Below are 21,313 nucleotides of genomic sequence, written 5' to 3'. Positions count from 1 at the left end.
TGATACAACGTGAAATTCACATTTGAAACAGCATATCGCCAGAAAAATATGTCCTAAATGTGAACTTCTCAAACCTTACTTAAAATTTGAACTAGATTGTGATTTTAATCACAAACAAAACGACTTTTGAACTATACAATAAAGACATCAAAGGTGATCACTTAGAAAAAACAAAAACAACACACACTAAATTCCATGAAGGAGTGGTTCATATGTTCAGCTTCAACCAATGGCTTAGAGAAAACAAAGTAGCAATGTGGATTTTGACAGTACTTCGGGTGTATATCGGTTACGATTGGATGACTCACGGATGGAGCAAATTGACCGGCGGATTCCAAGCTGGCGGATTCCTCGCCGGGGCAGTCGGCAAAGCAACGGGTGAAAACCCTACAGTTCAAGCATGGTGGGGAACATTCCTTGAGAAATTCGCTGTACCAAACGCAGGATTGTTCGACTTCATCATCCCGCTCGGTGAATTCCTTGTAGGTGTAGGACTCTTACTCGGCTGCTTCACAACACTGGCTGCACTGATGGCTCTCGTGATGAACTTCGCGTTCCTCTTCTCGGGTACAGTAAGCACGAACGCTCAACTGGTTCTGATGCAAATCTTCCTGGTTGTTGCTGGTGCAAATGCAGGTAAAATCGGTCTGGATCACTGGGTACTGCCTTACCTTCGCGGATTGATCACTCGCAACAAAGGTAATCACCCTAAAGACACACCAACAATTAGCCCGACTCAAAAAACAGCTTAAGCAATCATTCATAACATTCTCGGCCCTGCTCCCAATCCCCCTGGAGAGCAGGGCTTTTTGCTTTTCAAGATTAGCCCGGATGACCCCACTTGACTTGCCCTGCCACAGAAAACCGTATTATGATGAACATAAAGTTGAACTTCAAAGGAGTACACGATATGCCGACCCAGCGACGTCTTGAGACCGATGCGGACTTTCAGGAAGCCATGAACATGAAGTATAAGGTTCGCGTTTTCAAAGATAATCACCAGATTGACTCCGGTGGCATCATTATCCGTTTTGACAGTAATACCGTAGTTGTACAATCCAGTGTCAGTGAACTCGCTTATCATTCACGTACAGACTGTGAATTGTTCGAAATCCGCAAATAAAGACCCATGACACAAATAAATAAGGCATGATATCGAAAAAAGGTTCCTGTAGCCCATCAAGCGGGTACAGGAACCTTCTTTTGTTTATATATTTTAATCGTATACTCTAACCCACGTTATCCATACAAATCTAACTTGTTAGCCATAATCAGGCTCTTGTCTGTTCCAAGTTACACGCCGTCTCCAAACTGCCAGCAGTTCAAACTGAGCGTTCCGTAAGGATAAGACTGGAATAGACGCTTCGCCGATCGGGACATGTCCGCTGTACCCATAGCGTAGAATAAAGGCGCAAGGTGTTCTGTACCATACGACGGAACTGCCGTGCGTGCGTGAGGGGCTTTTTTCTCATATTGAAACAGCTCTCTTGTGTTCCACTGCTCCAAACGCTCCCCGATCCAGTTATCAAATTCCACTGCCCACTCTTGCGGCTCATCCGTATTGCCCAGCAATCGCAAATTGTGGACCGTTCCACCGCTGCCAATGATCAGCACATCATCATGACGCAGCAGTTCCAGCATTCGGCCAATATCATACTGTTCCTGCGGCGTACGCAGCGAGTCTACAGATACGGCGATCACAGGGATATTAGCCTCGGGGTACATATGTAGCAGCGGTACCCATACACCATGATCCAGGCCCCGACCTCGAATCGGCTGATGCGCCAGATTGCTGCGGGTGAACAAAGCACATATCTCATTCGCTAGATCTGGCTGCCCAGATGCAGGGTATTCCATGGTATACATCGTAGAGGGAAATCCGTAAAAATCATGCAAGGTCTGATGTGTATCATCCATCGTCACGGACGGTTCGGGACAATCCCAATGCGCCGTAAATACGACAATGGCTTTCGGAGCCGGCAGCCTGTCTCCAAGCTGGTTCAGAAAATGAGTGTAGTCATTGCTCTCCACCGCCAGAGCGGGAGAACCATGCGCAATGAAAAGTGCGGGTAATGTCATTGCTGCCAACCTCCAGACACGGATAGAATGCTTACTCCTCTATTTTACCCCTAAGAAGGCGCTTTTCCAAGCTGACATCCCCAAACAGTTGCAATCCTGCCACTTATATCATCCAGTGCTGCCAATCCTGCTCGATCTTCTGGCGTTCACCCAGCCACTCTCTGGTACGCGTAATCAGCTGTTCCCGCTCTTTACCTGAAGAGAAGGTGTGATCGCCCTGGAAGATGATCTCCTTGTCGCAACGGCCTTCCTGGCGCATCCAGAATACCTTTTGATACAGGAATGCGTAGTCGACAGGGATAATCTCATCTGACGTGCCGTGCACGACTAGGACATCGCCGCTAAACTTAACTGCTTCCTGGAATGGCTGTTGTTCAGCGAGAGACTCGAAGAACGTCGGTGTGAATTTGTATCCCAGATAGTCAGCCGCACCCAGTTTCACGCCTTCATCGTATACTTCCCGCCCTGTAATCTTCACGATATCATTGAATGGATAACCCACGGAGGACCACATAACCAGATTCTTGACACGTTTGTCGCGCACAGCAGTTAATAATGCAACGGCCCCACCCAGGCTATGACCAATTAGCGTAACACGCGTAGGATCTACATCACTGCAATTCACCGCGTAATCCAGCACCGAACGAGTCTGCAGCACCATGGACTCCAGTCCCTCCGCTCCGTACTCCCCGCTGCTCTCTCCGCAACCGATATAATCGAAACGCAGGACCAGATAACCGTCTTCAGCCAGCTCCCGTGCAGTCTTTACAAACAAACGATCCACGCCGATCCGGCTACCAACGAAGCCGTGGCAGATGACCGCCAGAGGGACTCGCTGCTGACTCTTCTCCTCCTTGATATCTTTCACGACCGGATAATGAATCGTGGCTGTTAATTCTTCCTGTCCATGACGGATACTGATCTGACGTTCCATACCGATTTCCCCTTTCCACGCTTAGCCTGTTAACTTCCATTTATTAAATATATATAATCCGATAAGTTTAGTGTGTATTAAGATGTTATTCATATATTATCATCCCGTAACCTTCAAGTCAACGTAAGTAAAAACCTTTCTACGTCGACTACCAATCTACATTTTATCGGATAATAAGCACAAAAAAATGAGCCACGCTGATGACAGCTGGCCCGGATATCATTTGGAATTCAAACCAAGTGTTGCAGGATCGTTATTCGTAGCTTCTACGGAACATCTCGTGGGTCTCCACCCGTCCATTCCACTCATGCTCATGACCCGAATCAGTATTGTCCCAGAAACTTCTTCCCTTCAAATTGCCATCTGTCAGTTCTTCTGCATACTCCGTATCCTCCAGGTTCTCTTCAAAGGATACAACTTCGTCCACGACTCCACGGGAGTTGCTGTTCAGTAGCAGCTTCCGCGTCAATTCTGTTTGTTTATCCATAACAAGCACACTCCAATCTTGGATTTCTGTTGGAAATGCTACTATTGTGATGGAATTGGCTGCTCTTTATGCATACTTCACACAATCGTTAGATCTGTGAGGCGTGAGGGTATTTTTTCACATGAACAGGGGAAAATAAACCAACAATTATAGGCAACATGTGCCTCGGAATCCTTCTGCCGAAAGGAATGAATTCATGGGACATCTACTGGAATGGATTCAACATCACGGAAAACTGGTGCTGTTATGCACCTGTGTCATACTGGCCTGTGTGTGGATATGGGTCCATCATGAGCAGCTTTTTTATAAGGAATGACTTTGCGAAACGAGAGCCCTTCCCGTATACTAAAATACCGTCAGGGTCTTCAGACATTGGAAGATCAGAACGTGTGTAGACAGGGGGAGCAATCATTGGGGATTTCCTATAAGAAGCTTAAAGAAATACAGAATCGGCAAATAACCGAGATGAGTCGAATGACACCTGAAAATGTGAAACTGTATGACCAGATCAGCACAATTGCGCGCCATGCGCCAGCTGACGAGAGAACACAGGAAGAGTGGATTCTCTCCGCAGGAAGAGCGATCGTACAGGCTCAGAAGGATAATAAGCCCGCTCGTGAGCTATATGGACCTGATCTGGAGCAAGACATCTATGCACAGCTCGGGGTAACAGATACCGCACCGGAGAAGACGGCTGCCGTTGAGGTAGCTGGAGCGGCTACATCCGGTAGTACAAGTCCATCTGCTTCAGCGAAAAAGAAAGCCAACGTTGCAGATGCGCAACCAACCGAGAATTCAGCACCAGTGAAACGAACACCGAAGTGGTATGCCATGATCGCTTGGGCGGCTTTATCCTTTGTCATGTTGATCCAGGGGTGTGCCGGATTGTTTGTGGGTTGGACCGGCGGAGATACGGAACCGTTTCAACACATTAGTCTGTTCTCTCTGATCGTTGCAGCAGTTGGCGGTATCGCATTGGTGGAGATGCTTCGCCGCCTTGCTGAGCGACCGGATGATGAAGGAGCGGACAGAAATGAGGTACCTAAGGTCAATATTCGGGGGATCGTCATCTACATCGTGGTCGTGGTACTCGTGCTGTTCGTGGGGTATCCGCTGCGTGATAAGCTTCCGGTATTTGCCCTCGCTCCATGGGTAAGCGCTGTGATCGGAGTTGTTGGACTTGCAACGTTAAGGCCTTTATTTGGAACAAAGAAAACAGGATAACAAGATACATGGACGATTAAGGGGCCTTTTGGGTCCCTTTTTATATTCTGATTGAATTAATCCTTCTGATAATATTCACGCGAAAAAAGGGCACGTGTTTGCTTCACGAATTCGTGAGGTCTTTTTCCATTTGGAGTTGATTGCGATGTTTGATTCCCTTACCCGGCGTCTCTCCAAATTCCCGCTTGAACATCCGGATAAAATAATTCACTTCCATGCCGATAGTTTCTGCTGCCTCCCGTACACTTGCTCGTGGATGCTTATCCAGCCATTCCGAAGCCTTCTGCAAACGTAATCGCTGCATATACTGATGTCCTGTGACATCATAATGCTGATGAAATAATCGATTGAGATGCTGCACCGAATAACCCACTGCGTCAGCTACATGCTTCAATAACAGGTCGTCCTGATAATGTGTATGCATCAATGCTACTGCTCGGATGAGTGCATCTTTGGCCGGATCAGAATCTCGATTAGAATGTGCTACAGGCCTATCCTGTACCTTAGATGATCTAATACCCCCGCTACCAACATCAGAGAGGATTTTGGATCGCGCTATATCCAAAATGAGCTGGTAGATCAGGGTTGATGTGTTCCACATCTCTGTTGCTCCTTGATCCAGCGCGTGCCAGAGATTGGTCATCCGTGACCAGACGATTTCAAAACCGGAGATGTGGTAAGGCTCGATCTGTAGCAAACCCGCGGATTGAAGTACCGATCCAACTGATGCACCGCCAATACCGATATAACCGAGTTCTCCTTTGGATTTGGAATGAGGCACATACTCATGCGCAACCCCGGGTTCCACCACGAACAACTGTCCTGCTCCCATCGTCCATGTCCCTTTTCCCGGAATCCTGAACTGCCCTTCGCCACCGCGTGACAAAAACAACTGATACACCGGAAATCCATCCGGTCTATGCAGAACTTTCTCTTCCTGCGTGCCCACACAATACAGGTACAGCGGCAACCGGGAATCCGGCAGGCCCGTCAAACGAAATGCAAGCATTCCATCATTCCTTTCGGCTCATAGGCTTCTACATAAAGTGAACTAAAGATATTTACACTGGCCACTCCGATGACAGAACAACCTTCCGATCGCTGTTATCCCCAGATTTTTTTTGGTTTTCCTTTTTTAAAAGGTAAAATCCGGGGATAAAGGCGCACGCTTCGCTTCCTCAGGTTATTTCTGCCCTCTCCGTGTCGTGTAAATGTCTAGTTCGATCTATATAGCCAACTTCCCTTTACCTTTATTATCGATTATTTGTTTCCAATGTAACAATGGTCTAAGGAACCTTTTTGGCGACAAATTCTCGCAAAGCAAGTTTGAAAGCCACGCCAGACGATCGTTGTTCAAACATAACGAAAACACCCTTTCCAGATGGAAAGGGTGTTCAGTTTATTTCAGTGTAAATTTTTTACGTTCAGCCCTGTGCAGGTGTTTGCCCATCGCTTGATGCCGGTGGATTGGTAGGAGACGCAGGCTCCTGTGTTGGCGTAGACTGAGCCTTTTCAAGCTTGAATGTATCCGATGGGCCTGAAAGTGTATGTTTATTCGTTGTTGTATTTGCAGCAACTGAAAGAATATACACTTTGTACTCGCTTCCTTCCACAAGGTTGGCTCCGCTTGAATCTTTAGCTGTTGTAGTCAAAGTCACTTCAACGGCTGTAGGATCTCCAATTTGGTAGCTAGTGTTAGAGCTTGCTGTAGTAATATCCAAACTATCTGTTCCTTTAACAATAAAGAATCGGTATGCAGAAATTCCAGTTTCAGCAGTTGGTTTAGTAAAGGTAAGCTTATAACTAGCTTCGGTTACAGTACTTGTATTTTGAAGGCCTGTAATGGTGGCAGTTTGAACCGCATTTGCTTGTGCAAAGATATTAAACTCATTGGAAGCAGCAGATAAATTGGAAGCACGTGATGTACTGTCTGAAACGGACAAGACAAACACTCTGTATTTCTGTCCCGCTACAAGGACACTACCATTAATATCTCGATGTCCACTATTTAGTACTACCGGGCTGCCTGCATTGTTCTTATTGATTTCAACAAAGGAATTAATTCCAAGAGCAGAACTCGTATTAAATCCACTCACTTGGTTAGCAGGTACAATCAAGATACGGTAATTGGAGATATTGGTCTCGCTAGTTGCCTTATTGAAGGTTATTGTTACATCCGAAGGCGTTCCAGACTGTCCTTGATCTTTGACTGTTACATTCACATTGCTCGCCGCCGCTACAGCTGCATTTGAAGTCAATGTGATTATACCAGAGGCTGACGATATTACATTCGCTAAAGACGCGTTATTATTCACAGCCATCACGTACACTCGATAGCCCACATCGTTACGAATCAAGTCACCATCCACTGTTCTCGAACCATTAGATAAGGTAATTGTCTGATTATTCCCCGTTCTACTTACATACGTATAATTCGCACTATTTACTGCATTCGCAGAGCTTAGAGTGAAGCTTCCTGCATTTGCATTTTTCACTACAAACACCCGATAGTGATTCACATTTGTCTCATCTGCGGATTTGGTGAACGTTACACGGAGATCACGTCCATCTCCATTATCACCGATGTCCGTCGCAGCCACACTGCTCGGAGCGGTTACCGCCGCGTTTGCCGACAATGTAATCAGTGAAGAGGAAGAAGATAATACGTTCTGACTGGAGTTTCCGCTGTTGCTCACTGAAAGAACGAATACACGATAAGAAATACCATTGGTAATCCGATTCCCATTCGTATCAACCGCACTGGACGGAAGCGTAACTGACAAGTTACCACCCGTTTTGTTCACCTGCGTATAGTTGTTCGACGCATTAGCTGCGCTCAGCGTAAAGCTGCCCACATTAGCGGAACGAACTACATATACTCGGTAGGCAGAGATTCTGGATTCATCCGCAGCTTTGTTGAAAGAAACCCGCAGATCACGCCCATCAGCGTAGTCGCTGATATCCGCAACAGCCAGGTTGCTAATCACACCTGCATTGCCGTTTGTAGTCAGTCTCAGAACCGTGGATGACGCTGACAGCGCATTGGTGTATCCATTTTGCTGGTTGCCTACCGCCATCACGAAGATACGATAATCTTGCAGATTGGTTACGTTATAACCGCTTGTGTCCTTCATGGATGAAGGTAAAGTCGTTGTAATGTTGTTACCTGTTTTGTTCACCGTATAGTACAGACTGGAGGACAGATTGCTTGCCGTCGTCAGATTGAAGCTGCTGGCAACCGAGTTACGCACCACGAAGACGCGATAATTCGCCACCTTGGACTCATCCGATGAGCGGTTAAAGCTCACCTGGATATCACGACCATCTCCATAATCCGAGTTATCTCTCACCTGCGTAATTACCGGAGACGTTGCTGTGTTCACGGACAACGTAAGTGAAGAGGATGCCGCGGACAACTTGCTATCTGTTGTTGCTTCATTCGTACTTACGGACAAGATGTACACTACATATGCTGTGCCACTTTTGATCAATTCGCCGGACGTATCCCGTGTCGAGGAAGTCAGCTGGCTTTTAACCGCGGCAGTATTGCCTTTGTATATGATCGTGGAGTTTGCACTGGACACTTTGTTCGCTGCAGCCAGATTGAACGCTGAAGAGTCCTTCGCTTTAACGACAAAAGCACGATAATACGTAATGTTAGATGTCGTGCTCGGCTGCGTGAAGTTAATCTCCAGATCGCGGCCATCGCCATAGTCACTAATATCTGCGGCACGCAGGCTTGTAACCGCCTGTACTGTAGATTTCACATTATTAAGCTTCAACGTTTGGGAAGACCACTTCAATGCGTTTTTATAATTATTGTTGCTGTTTCCAACAGTCAGTACATACAGGCGATACGTTTCATTGCTATTGAGCAAATCCCCATTCACGTCACGTGTCTGTGCATTGAGCGTCAGTTTCGGGTTGCTATTATTTGGTGTTACGGATGTATAGTTTGCAGAAGGTACAGCAGATGCTGACGACTCCGTAAAGCTATTCACATCGCGAGTTTTCACCAGCATAATTCGGTAAGCAGATACTGCACTCTCTGAAGTTGGGCGTGTGAAGCTCACGGTCAGATCACGACCATCCCCATTACTTCCGGATACCGAACCATAGATGTTCCATGCAGCATATTGTGTCTCATCCACTGGAGGCGTTGCCGTTGTCTTGATATCTACACGCTGGTTACGCGAGTTCCAGAATACTTTCTCTCCAAAAGCTTCGCTGACAAAACGAATTGGAACCATCGTGTTGCCCTTGATCGTGTTCGCAGGTACATCCAAGGAGATCGCTTCTCCGTTGATGTATGCCGTCTTGGAACCGAGTGTCAATGTAACTTCCTGATCGTCGCGAGTTGCAACAATCGTTTTGGTTCTGTTTGTGTACTGTACCTTTGCATCCAATCCTTCAAAAATCGACCGAAGCGGAACCAGTACGCGCCCTCCTTTCATGACAGGTGCCTGAGCAGATGATAACTCTGCATCATTAATATATATACTGATCCTTGCGGCTGCATCCATAACCGACGTTGGAAGTGCGGACATCAGCATGGCCGATACAGCCAGCGCTGACATTACCTTCTTCACTTGTTTTCCTCCCGCTTTCCTCATATCCCATATCCCCATTCTCGCATTTAGTTAACATCGAAGTAGTTTTCGATGTTCATTTCATTAATTCCTGTATTTACCTGTGCACAACTAAGACGTTCCGATCAGCTCAAAAGTTTCCAGTTGTACAAAAAATATTTTCGCAGAAATCTTCCTCTATCTTCCACCCTCCAAAAGTTAAAAATAACAGAAGAATTTGTCACCATTCCGCAACCACATCCTGCCCCAATTGGGTTAATGTATAGTGACTAGTGAACAACGCCTATCATTTTCTTAACTACGGGAGGTTCATATCTATGACATCATCGTTTCAATCTACCAAACGTAAAGGCATGCGCACCTTCATTACGGCTACCGCCATCCTCATGCTGCTCCAAACAGCCGTCGCTCCATTATCCGGAGTCGCTGCTGCCGCATCTTCCAGTACAGATACCAAAGTCACGACTGCCAGTTCAACAACCATATATAAAACATTTCAGTCCATCCTCTACAAAAAGAACGGCTTGCCTGCCGCGGATACTTATCTCGAATCTCATATCAATCAAGTCACGACTCATCATGCAACCTTGATGGTCTTACAGCTGGAGAATGCACGCAATAAGGCGTTAACAGCCATGACGGACCGCTTACTCGTACCTAATGTTCAAGACAAGATGATCAAGGCCTACAAGTGGAATGACAGCTTCACCCAACTGATGAGCCGCACAAACGACGCCAGTCTGCGTGCACTGCTTCAGCAAGCACGGGATAGCGGTTATCGCCTGGTCATGCTGGAAGGCTCCCTCTATCCGATCATGAGTTATATGGCTTTTCAGAAATATATCTCGTACGTGAAACCGGACATCAAACAATACATTAATATTATGGCGGTCGAAACCAGTAACCTTGCCGCCGATGATGGTGCACTGGTCATTGGTTATCAGGAGATACTCAATCGCGCTTTGAATCAGGAACGATTCCTGAACGAATATCCGAAGTCCAATCGGGTAAAACAAGTGAACAACCTGATGAATAACTATACCTTATATACGTTTTATGGCCTGAATAATACGCCTCTATTTGACTATGAAACGAATAAAATGACTGCCAATGCCCAGAAAGGTTACAAAGCTGTCTTACAACGTAACGCATCCGAAGATAGTGCTTTCCTGACCAAACTCGAAAAGTTCATGGATATCGTCACCGAAGCCAAATTCGAGAAAACAGCTGCTGTGGAGAAATGGCTGGAGCAGAATGTGCCGGTCAGCGATTATGCGAATTATTGACTTAATCTGTTCGCAGGGTTACTATCCGGGCCAAGACTCTGGCTCAATTCCAACAGAAAACCACAACAAAAACCGCCACAGGATTCGCTCCTGTGGCGGTTTCTTCTTGTTTCTATATTCACAACTGACTTAACCCGTCAGCTCCCTACCTATTGAATCGGTTTGACCATATGATTATAATCATGTCCCGCGATGACAATCACATCGTCTTTGACATAGCCCTGCCGTTCGTACAGCATTAGCGCACGGCCGTTGTCCCGTTCTACAATCAGGGATACCTGTGAGTGACCCAGATCTCTGCCCTGCTCCTCAAAAGTAGCCATCAGTGCCCGGCCGATACCCTGCCCCTGATAAGCTTCACTTACCGAGAGAGTGTCCAGATAATACTCACCCGGACGGGTTTCTTTAACCAAAACATACTTCTCTTCCCGGCTTCGTCCAGGACGATTCAGAATCGGCTGATCCAGACGATCTGCTTCACCGCCATCATAGGCTACCAGAATCCCCGCGATTAGCCCATCCTGCTCCATCACTGTTACATGACGATAGCTAATCCGGTTGTCTTCCTGCACATAGAACTCCTGCAAAATCTGCATCGCCTTCTCATGATCCGCCTCACCCGCAAGCGCATATGCAATATCCCCTATCGCCTGATACAGTAAAGGAATGACCTGATCTGCATCTTCTATGCGCGCAGGTCTGATCAGAGGGGATGTTTCTTGGTGATCTGATTGCATACTGGAATGATTCATCAGATTAACATATTGAACAGATTTAGATTTTTGTTCAGCTCGGTATAAGCGATACCTTTGCGGTTCATACGTTCAATGAGCGGGTGGTAATCTTCCTTGTACATCAGCTCGATGCCCACCAAGGCAGGGCCATTTTCCTTATCATGCTTTTTCGTATATTCAAACCGGGTGATATCATCATTCTTCCCTAGAACTTCCTCCAGGAATTCACGTAAAGCTCCTGCACGCTGCGGGAAATTAACCATGAAATAATATTTCAGACCTTCATAGATCAGGGAACGCTCCTTGATCTCCTGCATCCGATCAATATCGTTGTTCCCGCCACTAATTACGCAGACCACCGTCTTGCCCACGATTTGCTCACGATACTGCTCAAGTGCCGCAACAGCCAAGGAACCGGCAGGCTCGACAACGATCGCATTTTCATTATATAACTCCAGAATAGTTGTGCAGGCTTTGCCTTCCGGCACTTTCACAATGTCATCAAGTATACTATTGCAGATATCAAAGGTGAGATCGCCAACCCGTTTTACCGCTGCGCCATCCACGAATTTATCAATATCATCCAACGTCACAACCTGTTTGCGGAACATCGCCTCACTCATGGAAGCTGCCCCAAGTGGCTCAACTCCAATGATGCGTGTCTCTGGACTCACGGTCTTCATGTAGGTTCCCACGCCGGCTGCCAACCCTCCGCCACCGATCGTAACGAACACATAGTCGGCATTCTCATCGAGACTTTCCATGATTTCCATTGCTACCGTACCATTACCTGCAATAATCTTCGGTTGATCAAAAGGATGGATGAACGTCATGCCCTGTTCGTCACATGCACGCATTGCTTCTGCGTATGCATCATCATACGTATCCCCGATCAGCACTACTTCAACGTTGTCTCCTCCAAAGCGTCGCACCTGCTTCACCTTCTGGTTTGGCGTTGTACTCGGCATGAAGATTTTGCCGTTAATTCCGAGCGCATTACAGCTAAAAGCAACACCCTGAGCATGGTTGCCCGCACTTGCACAGACAATACCCTTCTCCATCTCGGCTGGTGTCAGACTGCGAATCATATTATAGGCGCCCCGAATTTTGAACGAGCGCACCACTTGAAGGTCTTCCCTTTTCAGATACACATTACAGTTATATTTGGCAGACAATACAGCATCCCGCTGTAACGGCGTTCTTACAATGACCTCACGCAGCACATGATGTGCGCGCACGATATCTTCCATGCCAACACTGGCACGACCGGGACTTGTGGTTCCCGTTGGTTCTTGTTCAACTGGTTTCATGTTGTCTCCACACTCCGCTTTATGGTCTAGCAATGTCGCGCACTGCTTTTCTTTGTATTGTATCACTTTTGATCTGTTCTTGCGCCTGAGCTCACATCATTTATCATTCGTACAATTTCATCAATAATAACCTGTGGGTCTGTAAACATAACCATATGACCCGATTGATCCGCCCCAATCCATCTCGCATTGGACAGCTGGCTCACCGTCTGGTGATGCGCCGTGATGAGAGCAGGTCTGATTTTCGCTTCTCCCTTGCCCGGTTTCGTACCCGAGATCACGCTGACTTCCAGATCACCCAGAGCCGGAGGATGTTCCAGCAACGCTGCCATGTCATCCAGAAATGTTTTGCCTTCCGCAAGCATCGTGCTGGCTGCCCGTACAGTGAAATCCTCCTTGAGGTGATCCGCTGCCACATCGTCAGGCTGAACACTTCCAGCTTTGCTGCCAAGTTTCTTATATAAGCCAGTCCGCGCCATGATTGGAATAATGAAACCATTGATGGCAAAGCTCTTTTTAGTAAGCTTGGAAAAATACATTTCGCAATGCTCGTCTGATGGATCTACCAGAATAATGCCACGTAATCGAGATAGATGTGCAGCTGCCGCAGCCCGTACAATCGGACCGCCCCAGCTATGTCCAACCAGAATGAATGGGCCCGGGCCCAGAGCTGTCAGCAGTTCTCCAAGATCCCCTGCAATGCGTTTAAGGCTGCGGGGAGCCGAGTCGACATCACTTCGTCCCGCCCCTGCCCTGTCATACACAACTGCACGTGCATGCTCAGCAATGGCTGGTGCAACCAGTCCCCAGTTTGATCTGGAGGCGCCCATACCGGACTCAAATACAACCGTCAGCTCTCCTGTTCCCCTGGACATATAATGTAGTTTGCGACCATCACGGGTCCGAACAAACGCACTTGAACCAAACGTATGTGAGCTAGGGTTAGGATTCATATTCCCCTCCTGATTACGTGCATAGTCATCTTTCACCGAATCTAATTGAAAATGATTATCAATTACTTCATTATAGAATAATCCATGCTATACGACAACCATATTGCTTCATCAAGTTACAGCAGTCCTGTCTCCTCTGTCACGTTGCAAGGAACATCCCTATCCCACCGTTTCGGTAACCCTCTTTTTTCCTTATACAAAAAGAAAACCCGATCCATGATCGGATCGGGTAACTGTACCAGCTACTAAACGGCTGGCCCTCACATACACCATCTTGTTGCTTCGTGCGCAGTTCCTGCACGGATTGCATGGATTGCACAGTCGTTTAATCCAAGGATGGACAAATCTCGGTTTAAGGCCGCAGCCCCTTATCCCCGAATACCATGATCCTTGTTGTTCAGCTGCTCCAGAAGCTCATTCATCGCTTCTTCCGTCATGGCCCCGCCGCTAAACGCAACCAGTGCACGCAGCGGCATATATTTCATCATCGCATCCATCATATCCGCGTGATCACCAGCATCATCACCGCCAAATCCACTAGCCTCCTGGAATTGCTGCAATGCCTGTTCCAACAGCTTTTTATGGGCCGGATCACGTTGGATATCCCCCAGTGTGCTATTACGCGTGTAGGTTGGAAGGAATGTCGCTGTAGACTCTACGTTCACACGTGTGTGCACATGAATGTCCCGTGAGGAACTGCCCACCTGAATGTCGAACTCTCCAGTCTCGACATGCCAGTCCTTCATATCCACGTTGTAATAGGCGAATGAACGTTTGTTTAGCGTAAAGCTCACCACTTCGGATTCGCCAGGTTCCAGAGCTACTTTGGCAAAAGCCTTCAGTTCTTTGACCGGACGAATAACTGTGCTCTCTACGTCGCTGACATACAGCTGTACAATCTCCTTGCCAGCTCTGTCCCCGGTATTGGTGACCTGAACATGCACATTCACCTCATCCTGATCGGTCAGTTCTGTGCGATCTACCTTCAGGTCAGCATATTCAAATGTCGTGTAACTCAGTCCATAGCCAAACGGGAACAGTGGATCCAGCTCTTTTTTGTCATAATAGCGGTAACCAACAAAGATGCCTTCACGGTAATCAACACGATCCCCTTCACCAGGGAAATTCAAATAAGATGGATTATGGCTGAGCTTGGCAGGGAATGTCTCTGCCAGTTTACCGGATGGATTCACCTCTCCATACAACAGATCAGCTATCGCTCCACCAACGGCCTGTCCACCGAGGTAAGCTTCGAGCACTGCTTGTACTTGAGTTAGCCAAGGCATCTCCACTGGAGATCCGTTGCTCAGTACAACGACCACACGTGATTGAACCTTCGCAATCTCTTCGATCAACCGAATATGATTGTCAGGCAGACGCAGATGCGTACGATCATACCCTTCGGATTCATAACGATCCGGCAATCCAACGAACACCACGGCGGTATCCGCTGACTGTGCGGCCTGAACAGCCTCATGCATTAACGTTTCATCCACATCATCCGCTTCAATCCGATAACCCGGAGCATAGGAGAAGGCTACACCTTCGCCAGCCACCTGTGTCATTTCTTCCACAATATCATCCACTTTGGTCGGATTAATGTGGGAACTGCCGCCGCCCTGGAAGCGGGGTTTACGCGCAAATGCTCCGATTAACGCCACTTCGCCTTCACGGCCCAGCGGCAGGAGACCTTCTTCATTTTTCAACAAAACCATACTCTCGGCTGCTACCTTGCGCGCAAGTTGGTGATGCTCATCCTTGTTATATGTAGCCCCTTCTTGCTTTTGATCAACGGCATTGAAGATCAGCTTAAGTAGACGCTCCACTGCCCGATCCAGCTTGTCCAGCGGCAATTGTCCGCTCTCTACGGCATCGATCACTTTACGCTCACCGATTCCACCGCTTGTTGGCATCTCCAGTTCCAGTCCTGCTGCAAGGGAGTCTGCACGTTCATTGACCGCACCCCAGTCTGATACTACAAGACCTTCGTGTCCCCATTCGTCTTTCAGGATATCCGTAAGCAACCATTCATTCTCACCTGCATACGTACCGTTCACCTTATTGTAGGAACACATCACTGTCCACGGCTGTCCATCCTTCACCGCACCTTCGAAGCTCGCCAGATAAATCTCGCGCAGCGTCCGTTCATCTACTACCGCATCAATCGACATGCGCCGTTCTTCCTGATTATTGACTGCAAAGTGTTTGAGAGACGTACCTACACCCTGACTCTGCACGCCCTGAATATGACCGGTAGCCATCTGCGTAGATAACAATGGATCTTCGGAAAAGTATTCAAAATTACGTCCGCCCAGTGGGGAACGTTTAATATTCACACCCGGACCAAGCAGTACCGCTACATCCTCGGCCTGACATTCCTCACCCAAGGCCACCCCAACCTGACGCGCCAGCTCCTTGTCCCATGAACTAGCCAATCCTGCCGCAGACGGGAAACAGGTTGCAGGCACGCTCGACGTTAGACCCAGATGATCTGCACTCCCATCCTGCTTGCGCAACCCATGAGGTCCGTCCGTCACCATGATGGATGGAATGCCAAGACGCTCCACCCCTTTCAGATGCCAAAAGTCCAGTCCCGAGCACATACCCGCTTTTTCTTCCAGTGTCATCCGCTGTACCAGTTCCTTGATGTTACGTTCCACATTAACCCCTCCAGTTCATGATGTTGATGCATAGCTATATCACTAAGCATACAAGGTTATCTACCACACATTCAAATGTTTACCCGGTTAGTAACGGTTACATATCACTAGTCAATCATTTCCTCTTCCTGACGATGACTAAATAAAAAGGAAAAACAGCCAGATCTTCACGATCAGGCTGTCTCTATTTCATAACCGTCTATCCACCCAATTTACGACTGTGTCTTAAACCAAGCTGCCGCAGCTTCTGCCTCGGTACGAGTCAACTGATGACCCTGACGCTCCCAATGCGTGTTTACATCGGCACCTGCACCGCTCAGCAACGAAGCAAGTTCCTCGGTTTCACGTCTTGGTACAATCGGATCGTTCTCGCCCGCACCAATGAACACAGGCAGACCTTTCAGATCCGGCAATTCCAGTCCGCGCAGCGGTACCATCGGATGATGCAGAATTGCACCTTTGAATACATCCGCTTGATGGAAGATCAGGCTCGCCGCAATGTTGGCGCCATTAGAGTAACCTAGTGCATACACGTTGGAACGGTCGAAACCATATTCCACCGCAGCTGCATCGACAAAAGATCCCAACTCCGCCGTACGAGCAATCAGATCCTCTTCATCAAAAATACCTTCGGCCAGGCGGCGGAAGAAACGGGGCATCCCGTTCTCCGATACGTTACCCCGCACCCCAAGTATGCCCGCTCCCGGTGCGATCATCTCCGCCAGACCTACCAGATCATTCTCAGTTCCGCCTGTGCCGTGAAGCAACAGAATTGTTGGAGCATCCGGCTGAGCACCTGCTTTATAGATGTGTTTCATTGTATTGGTTGTGGTCATGATTTGGACTCTCCTTTCCATTCACGTACTTCAATTCGTGGCAACAATTGTTCAATCTGCTCACGTTGTGGCTCATACCATTCAGGCAACATCAGTTTCTCGCCCATGCTATCTGCTGGTTCATCCCGTGCAAATCCCGGAGGATCCGTAGCCAGTTCGAACAGTATGCCTCCTGGCTCCCGGAAATACACAGCGTTGAAGTATTGACGGTCAATGACTGGCGTTGGATGATATCCGGATTGTTCAAGGTCCTGCTGAATTTGTTCATGCTCTACGTAATCTTTGGCACGCCATGCAATATGGTGAACCGTTCCAGCTCCGCCAATCCCGCGTTGGATACCTGTAGACTGAATATCGATGATCTGTCCAATATCGCCGCTTGCCTGAAGACGAAGGAGTCCGTTCTCTTCACCGACCTGCTCCAGACCCAGTTTGCTCACCAATACGTCCATGGTTTTCTCAGGAACATGACTGAACAATACGGCACCGCCAAATCCTTTGATGGCATGCTCTGGTGTTACACCGTTGAAACTCCAGTTGCTTGGCTGACCACCTTCACGCTCAACTAGTTCAAGCAACAGACCGCCTTTGTCGAAGAAACGAATGTACTGCTCACCAAATCTGGTTTTATTTTCATATGGAATATCGAAGGAAGCAAGACGTTCTTTCCAGAAAGACAGGCTTCCTACAGGAACCGCATATACGGTAACTCCAGTCTGACCTGAACCAATGACACCTCTTCTTGAATTCTGCTGTGGGAAAAAGGTAATGATTGTCCCCGGTGCACCCTGCTCATTCCCGTAATACAAGTGATACACATCCGGTGCGTCAAAGTTAATTGTTTTTTTCACCAGTCTGAGCGCTAATACACCTGCATAAAAATCAACGTTTTTCTGTGCATCGTCTACAAAAGCTGTAATATGATGAATTCCTGAAGTTCTGAACATAATCTCCACTCCCTTGGTTTATTTACACAGACACTACGATGACAGAATAACCTTCCAATCGCTGTTATCCCCAGATTTTTTTGATTTCTTTTCCTAAGGGAAAATCCGGGGATAAAGGCGAACGCTTCGCTTTTTCAAGTTTTTTCTGTCCTCTTCGTTACGTGTAAGTTATTAGTTCGACTTATTTTGCTTCTTTTATTTATTTCGTTTCTGTTATTTATCTTTAAATTAAGATTCTTTAAATTTATATTAATCCATTGTACCATGATATGCAAGCTTTTATTTTAAAATTAAGATTTCATAACAAAAACAGGCCCCGATCACCATCGGGAACCTGCTTATCATTAGAACGATTGCGTTACTTCGCTAATCCTGTATTACCTCACTTTGTCTCACTGCTTCTTAAACCAGTTTCATTCTTTTTGGTGGATTCACCAAATCCTTGTGCTCATATTCATCCTTGATATCGCCGACAATCTCTTCAAGGATATCCTCCATCGTAACCATACCTACCGTAGCACCTGCTTCGTTTTTCACGGTTGCAATGTGTACACGGCTTTGCTGCATCTGGATCAGCACATCCTTAATTGGAGAACGCTCGGAGAAACTCGGCGTATTATGAACAAATGTCTCCATATTGAAGGCGCGGCCCGCAGCCACACTGGTCAGCATTTCTTTCGTATTAATAAAGCCAACAAAATGAGCCTGATCCCCATTCGCAATAACAGGGTATCTCGTGTATTCGTGTCGATTCAGCATCTCAATGATCTGATCAAGCGGCATTTCTTTATTCAACGTAACGATTTTATCTCTTGGAATCATAATCTCCTGAAGCAGACGCTCATCAAAAGCAAAAATGTTTTTGAGATAGTCTAGCTCCGTCTGGTTGATCTCGCCACTCTCATAGCTCTGTGCCATAATCAGCTTCAGCTCTTCTTCGGAGTGAACGGTATCATGCCCGGCAGGTTTTACACCAAATATGCCAAGCAACAGACGAGCAGCTCCATTCAAAGCATAGATGAACGGATTCATGATTTTACCGAACCAGTACAGTGGTGGTGCCAGCAACAACGTCATTCTCTCTGCAAACTGGATCGCCAGGGTTTTCGGTGCCAACTCACCAATAACCACGTGCAGGAACGTAATGATTGCCAGAGCGATACCGTAGGAAAGCACAGTAGATAACGCCGCTGGTACTTCCAGTCGCTCAAACAGCGGATGCAGCATTTTCTCAACGGTAGGTTCACCCAGTGCTCCCAATACCAGCGCCGTGATGGTAATCCCCAATTGACATGCAGACAGATAATAATCCAGGTTGTGCGCCACTTTTTTGGCCAGTACTGCCTTTTTGTTGCCTTCCGAGATCAATTGATCGATTCGGGACATCCGTACTTTAAGAATTGCAAATTCAGCTCCAACGAAAAAGGCTGTCAGGCCGATAAATACGGCTACTAAAAATAAATTCAAGGCTATTATTCCGTCCAATGATTTCCCTCAGGTTGAGGGATTCACCTCCATTAAAATTTAAAATAAGGTTGCGCGAGTAACGTTCCAGTGACGGCTCGTTCTTCCGATCGCCATTGCCTCCAAATTTCCCTGATTGTTGTTTTCAAAGGTTTAAAATTGGTTTGCAAACGCGAACGCTTCGCTTCTTCAGAATCGATTCCGTCCCCTACACTGATACGTTGCCAAAACATATTTAAAGTTTCACAAGATTTTCGGCTAACATTACGCCAGATCGCTTGTAGCTTCCTCAACCTGCGCGCCGCTCACTCGTTCCAGAAGAACTTGTTTGATGTGATAATTTTCGGTATCGACAACGGTCCAGACATAATCGCCGTGTTCTACCGTGTCTCCTTTTTCCACACCTACACCCTTCTGGTACTGAATCCATCCGGCCACCGTATCCATCTCTTCATTACCTTCAAAGATAAGCCCGAACTGCCGCTCCACTTCATCCAAAAGTACCCGGCCATTAATGAGATACTGATTCTCTCCGGTCTCCTGAATATCAGCCACCTCATCGGCATCGAATTCATCGCGAATCTCACCGACCAGTTCCTCCAGGATATCCTCCATCGTAATGATTCCCGAAGTACCACCGTATTCATCTACGACCACGGCCATGTGTACACGTTCCTGCTGCATTTTAATCATCGCATCCTGGATACTTGTAACTTCAGAAACGAACGGAATTTCACGAACGAATTCGCTCAGTTGATATGCTCTTGCGGCAACCATGTCAGGCAAAATCTTTTTCACATTCACGACGCCGATAATGCGGTCCTTGTCCCCATCCTCGATGACAGGGTAACGTGAATAGTTATGTTCATCCAGTATAGGAATAATATCGTCATAGGTCATGTATTGATTCAAAGTCACCAGTTCCGTACGCGGCACCATGATGTCTTTGGCGTCACGTTCATCGAACACAAATACATTTTCCAGATATGAAAGCTTGGTCTTGTTGTTCTCGTCCCCTTCATAACTCTGGTTCATGATGATTTTGATCTCATCCTCCGAGTAGGCTTGATCATGTTCTGCAGGCTTCACACCGAATCCTCGCAGAAGAACACGTGAGGTTCCATTAAGCGCCCAGATGAACGGATACATGATTTTACCAAACCAGTATAGGGATGGGGAGAGCATCAACGTCAGTTTTTCCGAAAACTGAATCGCCAGCGTTTTGGGTGCCATCTCACCAATAACCACATGCAAGAACGTGACGAGTATAAAGGCGATTGCATAGGAAGCAATCGACGAGATTGAAGCAGGTACGTCTAAATAATTGAATACCGGATATAACAATCTCTCAACCGTCGGTTTTCCGAGCGCTCCCAGTCCTAGTGCAGTGACCGTAATACCGAGCTGACAGGCTGACAGATAATAATCCAGGTCCGAGACAACTTTTTTGGCTAGTACAGCCTTTTTATTGCCTTCCGCGACCAGTTGATCCACTCTTGATGTACGAATTTTGACTACAGCAAACTCTGATGCTACGAAAAATGCAGTCAATGCAATCAAGATAATAAGTAATGCGATATTCAATATGGTAATTATGTCCAATGATTTCCCCGGTTCTCAGGGATTCACCTCCAGAGATAGTTACAGCATGATCCGTTAACTGTGTTAACCATTCAGCTGTTAGTCTTTCAACACGACGTCTGCCTTATATAAAATCGATTTCAATGATAACTTTTGTATAAGTCTTACGTTTGACCTTGTAAAATTACAAAACAGGAATTCAAGATGAAGTCAATGACTTGCAGAAACT

17 protein-coding genes are annotated in these 21,313 nt (G+C 47.0%); 4 read left to right on the top strand and 13 right to left on the bottom strand.

Annotated features, from left to right (window positions below; genetic code table 11):
- Positions 1-212: 212 nt before the first annotated feature.
- Positions 213-752, top strand: coding sequence for a DoxX family protein (locus HF638_RS26480; RefSeq protein ID WP_062836230.1), 540 nt, complete (start codon positions 213-215; stop codon positions 750-752).
- A gap of 158 nt (positions 753-910) precedes the next feature.
- Positions 911-1,123 (top strand): hypothetical protein, encoded by a 213-nt coding sequence (locus HF638_RS26475; protein ID WP_017690673.1) that lies wholly within the window; start codon positions 911-913, stop codon positions 1,121-1,123.
- Positions 1,124-1,293: 170 nt separating this feature from the next.
- On the opposite strand, the gene HF638_RS26470 is transcribed toward HF638_RS26475, so the two are convergent.
- The 3 genes from HF638_RS26470 to HF638_RS26460 form a co-directional block, all read right to left on the bottom strand.
- Positions 1,294-2,079 (bottom strand): DODA-type extradiol aromatic ring-opening family dioxygenase, encoded by a 786-nt coding sequence (locus tag HF638_RS26470; protein ID WP_169482959.1) that lies wholly within the window; start codon positions 2,077-2,079, stop codon positions 1,294-1,296.
- Between the two features lie 103 nt (positions 2,080-2,182).
- Positions 2,183-3,013: an alpha/beta hydrolase gene (locus HF638_RS26465; protein ID WP_036606057.1), complete on the bottom strand. Its 831-nt coding sequence runs from the start codon at positions 3,011-3,013 to the stop codon at positions 2,183-2,185.
- Positions 3,014-3,266: 253 nt separating this feature from the next.
- Entirely contained in the window at positions 3,267-3,500 is a 234-nt protein-coding gene (locus tag HF638_RS26460) for a hypothetical protein (RefSeq protein ID WP_036606058.1), read from the bottom strand.
- Positions 3,501-3,911: 411 nt separating this feature from the next.
- Here HF638_RS26460 and HF638_RS26455 point away from each other — a divergent pair, with 411 nt between their 5' ends.
- Positions 3,912-4,724 carry a DUF1129 family protein gene (locus HF638_RS26455; protein WP_169482958.1) on the top strand — a complete coding sequence of 271 codons (813 nt, stop codon included), beginning with the start codon at positions 3,912-3,914 and terminating at the stop codon, positions 4,722-4,724.
- Positions 4,725-4,827: 103 nt separating this feature from the next.
- Here HF638_RS26455 and HF638_RS26450 read toward each other — a convergent pair whose 3' ends face one another.
- Both HF638_RS26450 and HF638_RS26445 read right to left on the bottom strand, forming a co-directional pair.
- Positions 4,828-5,733, bottom strand: a complete 906-nt coding sequence (locus HF638_RS26450) for an AraC family transcriptional regulator (RefSeq protein ID WP_169482957.1) — start codon at positions 5,731-5,733, stop codon at positions 4,828-4,830.
- A gap of 415 nt (positions 5,734-6,148) precedes the next feature.
- Positions 6,149-9,313 carry a stalk domain-containing protein gene (locus HF638_RS26445; protein ID WP_169482956.1) on the bottom strand — a complete coding sequence of 1,055 codons (3,165 nt, stop codon included), beginning with the start codon at positions 9,311-9,313 and terminating at the stop codon, positions 6,149-6,151.
- Between the two features lie 317 nt (positions 9,314-9,630).
- Between HF638_RS26445 and HF638_RS26440 the strand changes: the two genes are divergently transcribed.
- Positions 9,631-10,599, top strand: a complete 969-nt coding sequence (locus tag HF638_RS26440; protein ID WP_169482955.1) for a hypothetical protein — start codon at positions 9,631-9,633, stop codon at positions 10,597-10,599.
- Positions 10,600-10,748: 149 nt separating this feature from the next.
- On the opposite strand, the gene HF638_RS26435 is transcribed toward HF638_RS26440, so the two are convergent.
- The 8 genes from HF638_RS26435 to HF638_RS26400 all read right to left on the bottom strand — a co-directional run bounded on the left by HF638_RS26435 (position 10,749) and on the right by HF638_RS26400 (position 21,105).
- Positions 10,749-11,336 carry a GNAT family N-acetyltransferase gene (locus HF638_RS26435; RefSeq protein ID WP_169482954.1) on the bottom strand — a complete coding sequence of 196 codons (588 nt, stop codon included), beginning with the start codon at positions 11,334-11,336 and terminating at the stop codon, positions 10,749-10,751.
- 14 nt (positions 11,337-11,350) lie between these two features.
- Positions 11,351-12,643, bottom strand: a complete 1,293-nt coding sequence (gene ilvA / locus HF638_RS26430) for a threonine ammonia-lyase IlvA (RefSeq protein WP_169482953.1) — start codon at positions 12,641-12,643, stop codon at positions 11,351-11,353.
- Positions 12,644-12,705: 62 nt separating this feature from the next.
- Positions 12,706-13,596 carry an alpha/beta hydrolase gene (locus HF638_RS26425; RefSeq protein WP_169482952.1) on the bottom strand — a complete coding sequence of 297 codons (891 nt, stop codon included), beginning with the start codon at positions 13,594-13,596 and terminating at the stop codon, positions 12,706-12,708.
- A 368-nt stretch (positions 13,597-13,964) separates the two neighbouring features.
- Positions 13,965-16,256: a glycoside hydrolase family 3 C-terminal domain-containing protein gene (locus HF638_RS26420; protein WP_169482951.1), complete on the bottom strand. Its 2,292-nt coding sequence runs from the start codon at positions 16,254-16,256 to the stop codon at positions 13,965-13,967.
- 212 nt (positions 16,257-16,468) lie between these two features.
- Positions 16,469-17,074, bottom strand: coding sequence for an alpha/beta hydrolase (locus HF638_RS26415; RefSeq protein WP_169482981.1), 606 nt, complete (start codon positions 17,072-17,074; stop codon positions 16,469-16,471).
- Between the two features lie 14 nt (positions 17,075-17,088).
- Positions 17,089-18,039: a ring-cleaving dioxygenase gene (locus HF638_RS26410; protein ID WP_211175800.1), complete on the bottom strand. Its 951-nt coding sequence runs from the start codon at positions 18,037-18,039 to the stop codon at positions 17,089-17,091.
- A 402-nt stretch (positions 18,040-18,441) separates the two neighbouring features.
- Positions 18,442-19,524 carry a hemolysin family protein gene (locus HF638_RS26405; protein WP_169482950.1) on the bottom strand — a complete coding sequence of 361 codons (1,083 nt, stop codon included), beginning with the start codon at positions 19,522-19,524 and terminating at the stop codon, positions 18,442-18,444.
- A 243-nt stretch (positions 19,525-19,767) separates the two neighbouring features.
- A complete protein-coding gene (locus HF638_RS26400; protein WP_169482949.1) occupies positions 19,768-21,105 on the bottom strand; it encodes a hemolysin family protein in 1,338 nt (445 codons plus the stop codon).
- Positions 21,106-21,313 lie beyond the last annotated feature (208 nt).

The organism is Paenibacillus sp. SZ31 (genome assembly GCF_012912005.1).
Lineage (GTDB): Bacteria > Bacillota > Bacilli > Paenibacillales > Paenibacillaceae > Paenibacillus.
The sequence above is the reverse complement of the archived record's forward strand: the minus strand, read 5'-3'. Positions and strand labels throughout refer to the sequence as shown.

Excerpts from the sequence above, each read along its gene's own strand:
- HF638_RS26480 (WP_062836230.1), top strand. The coding sequence starts at position 213 with ATGTTCAGCTTCAACCAATGGCTTAGAGAAAACAAAGTAGCAATGTGG.
- HF638_RS26475 (WP_017690673.1), top strand. The coding sequence starts at position 911 with ATGCCGACCCAGCGACGTCTTGAGACCGATGCGGACTTTCAGGAAGCC.
- HF638_RS26470 (WP_169482959.1), bottom strand. The coding sequence starts at position 2,079 with ATGACATTACCCGCACTTTTCATTGCGCATGGTTCTCCCGCTCTGGCG.
- HF638_RS26465 (WP_036606057.1), bottom strand. The coding sequence starts at position 3,013 with ATGGAACGTCAGATCAGTATCCGTCATGGACAGGAAGAATTAACAGCC.
- HF638_RS26460 (WP_036606058.1), bottom strand. The coding sequence starts at position 3,500 with ATGGATAAACAAACAGAATTGACGCGGAAGCTGCTACTGAACAGCAAC.
- HF638_RS26450 (WP_169482957.1), bottom strand. The coding sequence starts at position 5,733 with ATGCTTGCATTTCGTTTGACGGGCCTGCCGGATTCCCGGTTGCCGCTG.
- HF638_RS26440 (WP_169482955.1), top strand. The coding sequence starts at position 9,631 with ATGACATCATCGTTTCAATCTACCAAACGTAAAGGCATGCGCACCTTC.
- HF638_RS26435 (WP_169482954.1), bottom strand. The coding sequence starts at position 11,336 with ATGCAATCAGATCACCAAGAAACATCCCCTCTGATCAGACCTGCGCGC.
- ilvA (WP_169482953.1), bottom strand. The coding sequence starts at position 12,643 with ATGAAACCAGTTGAACAAGAACCAACGGGAACCACAAGTCCCGGTCGT.
- HF638_RS26425 (WP_169482952.1), bottom strand. The coding sequence starts at position 13,596 with ATGAATCCTAACCCTAGCTCACATACGTTTGGTTCAAGTGCGTTTGTT.
- HF638_RS26415 (WP_169482981.1), bottom strand. The coding sequence starts at position 17,074 with ATGAAACACATCTATAAAGCAGGTGCTCAGCCGGATGCTCCAACAATT.
- HF638_RS26410 (WP_211175800.1), bottom strand. The coding sequence starts at position 18,039 with ATGTTCAGAACTTCAGGAATTCATCATATTACAGCTTTTGTAGACGAT.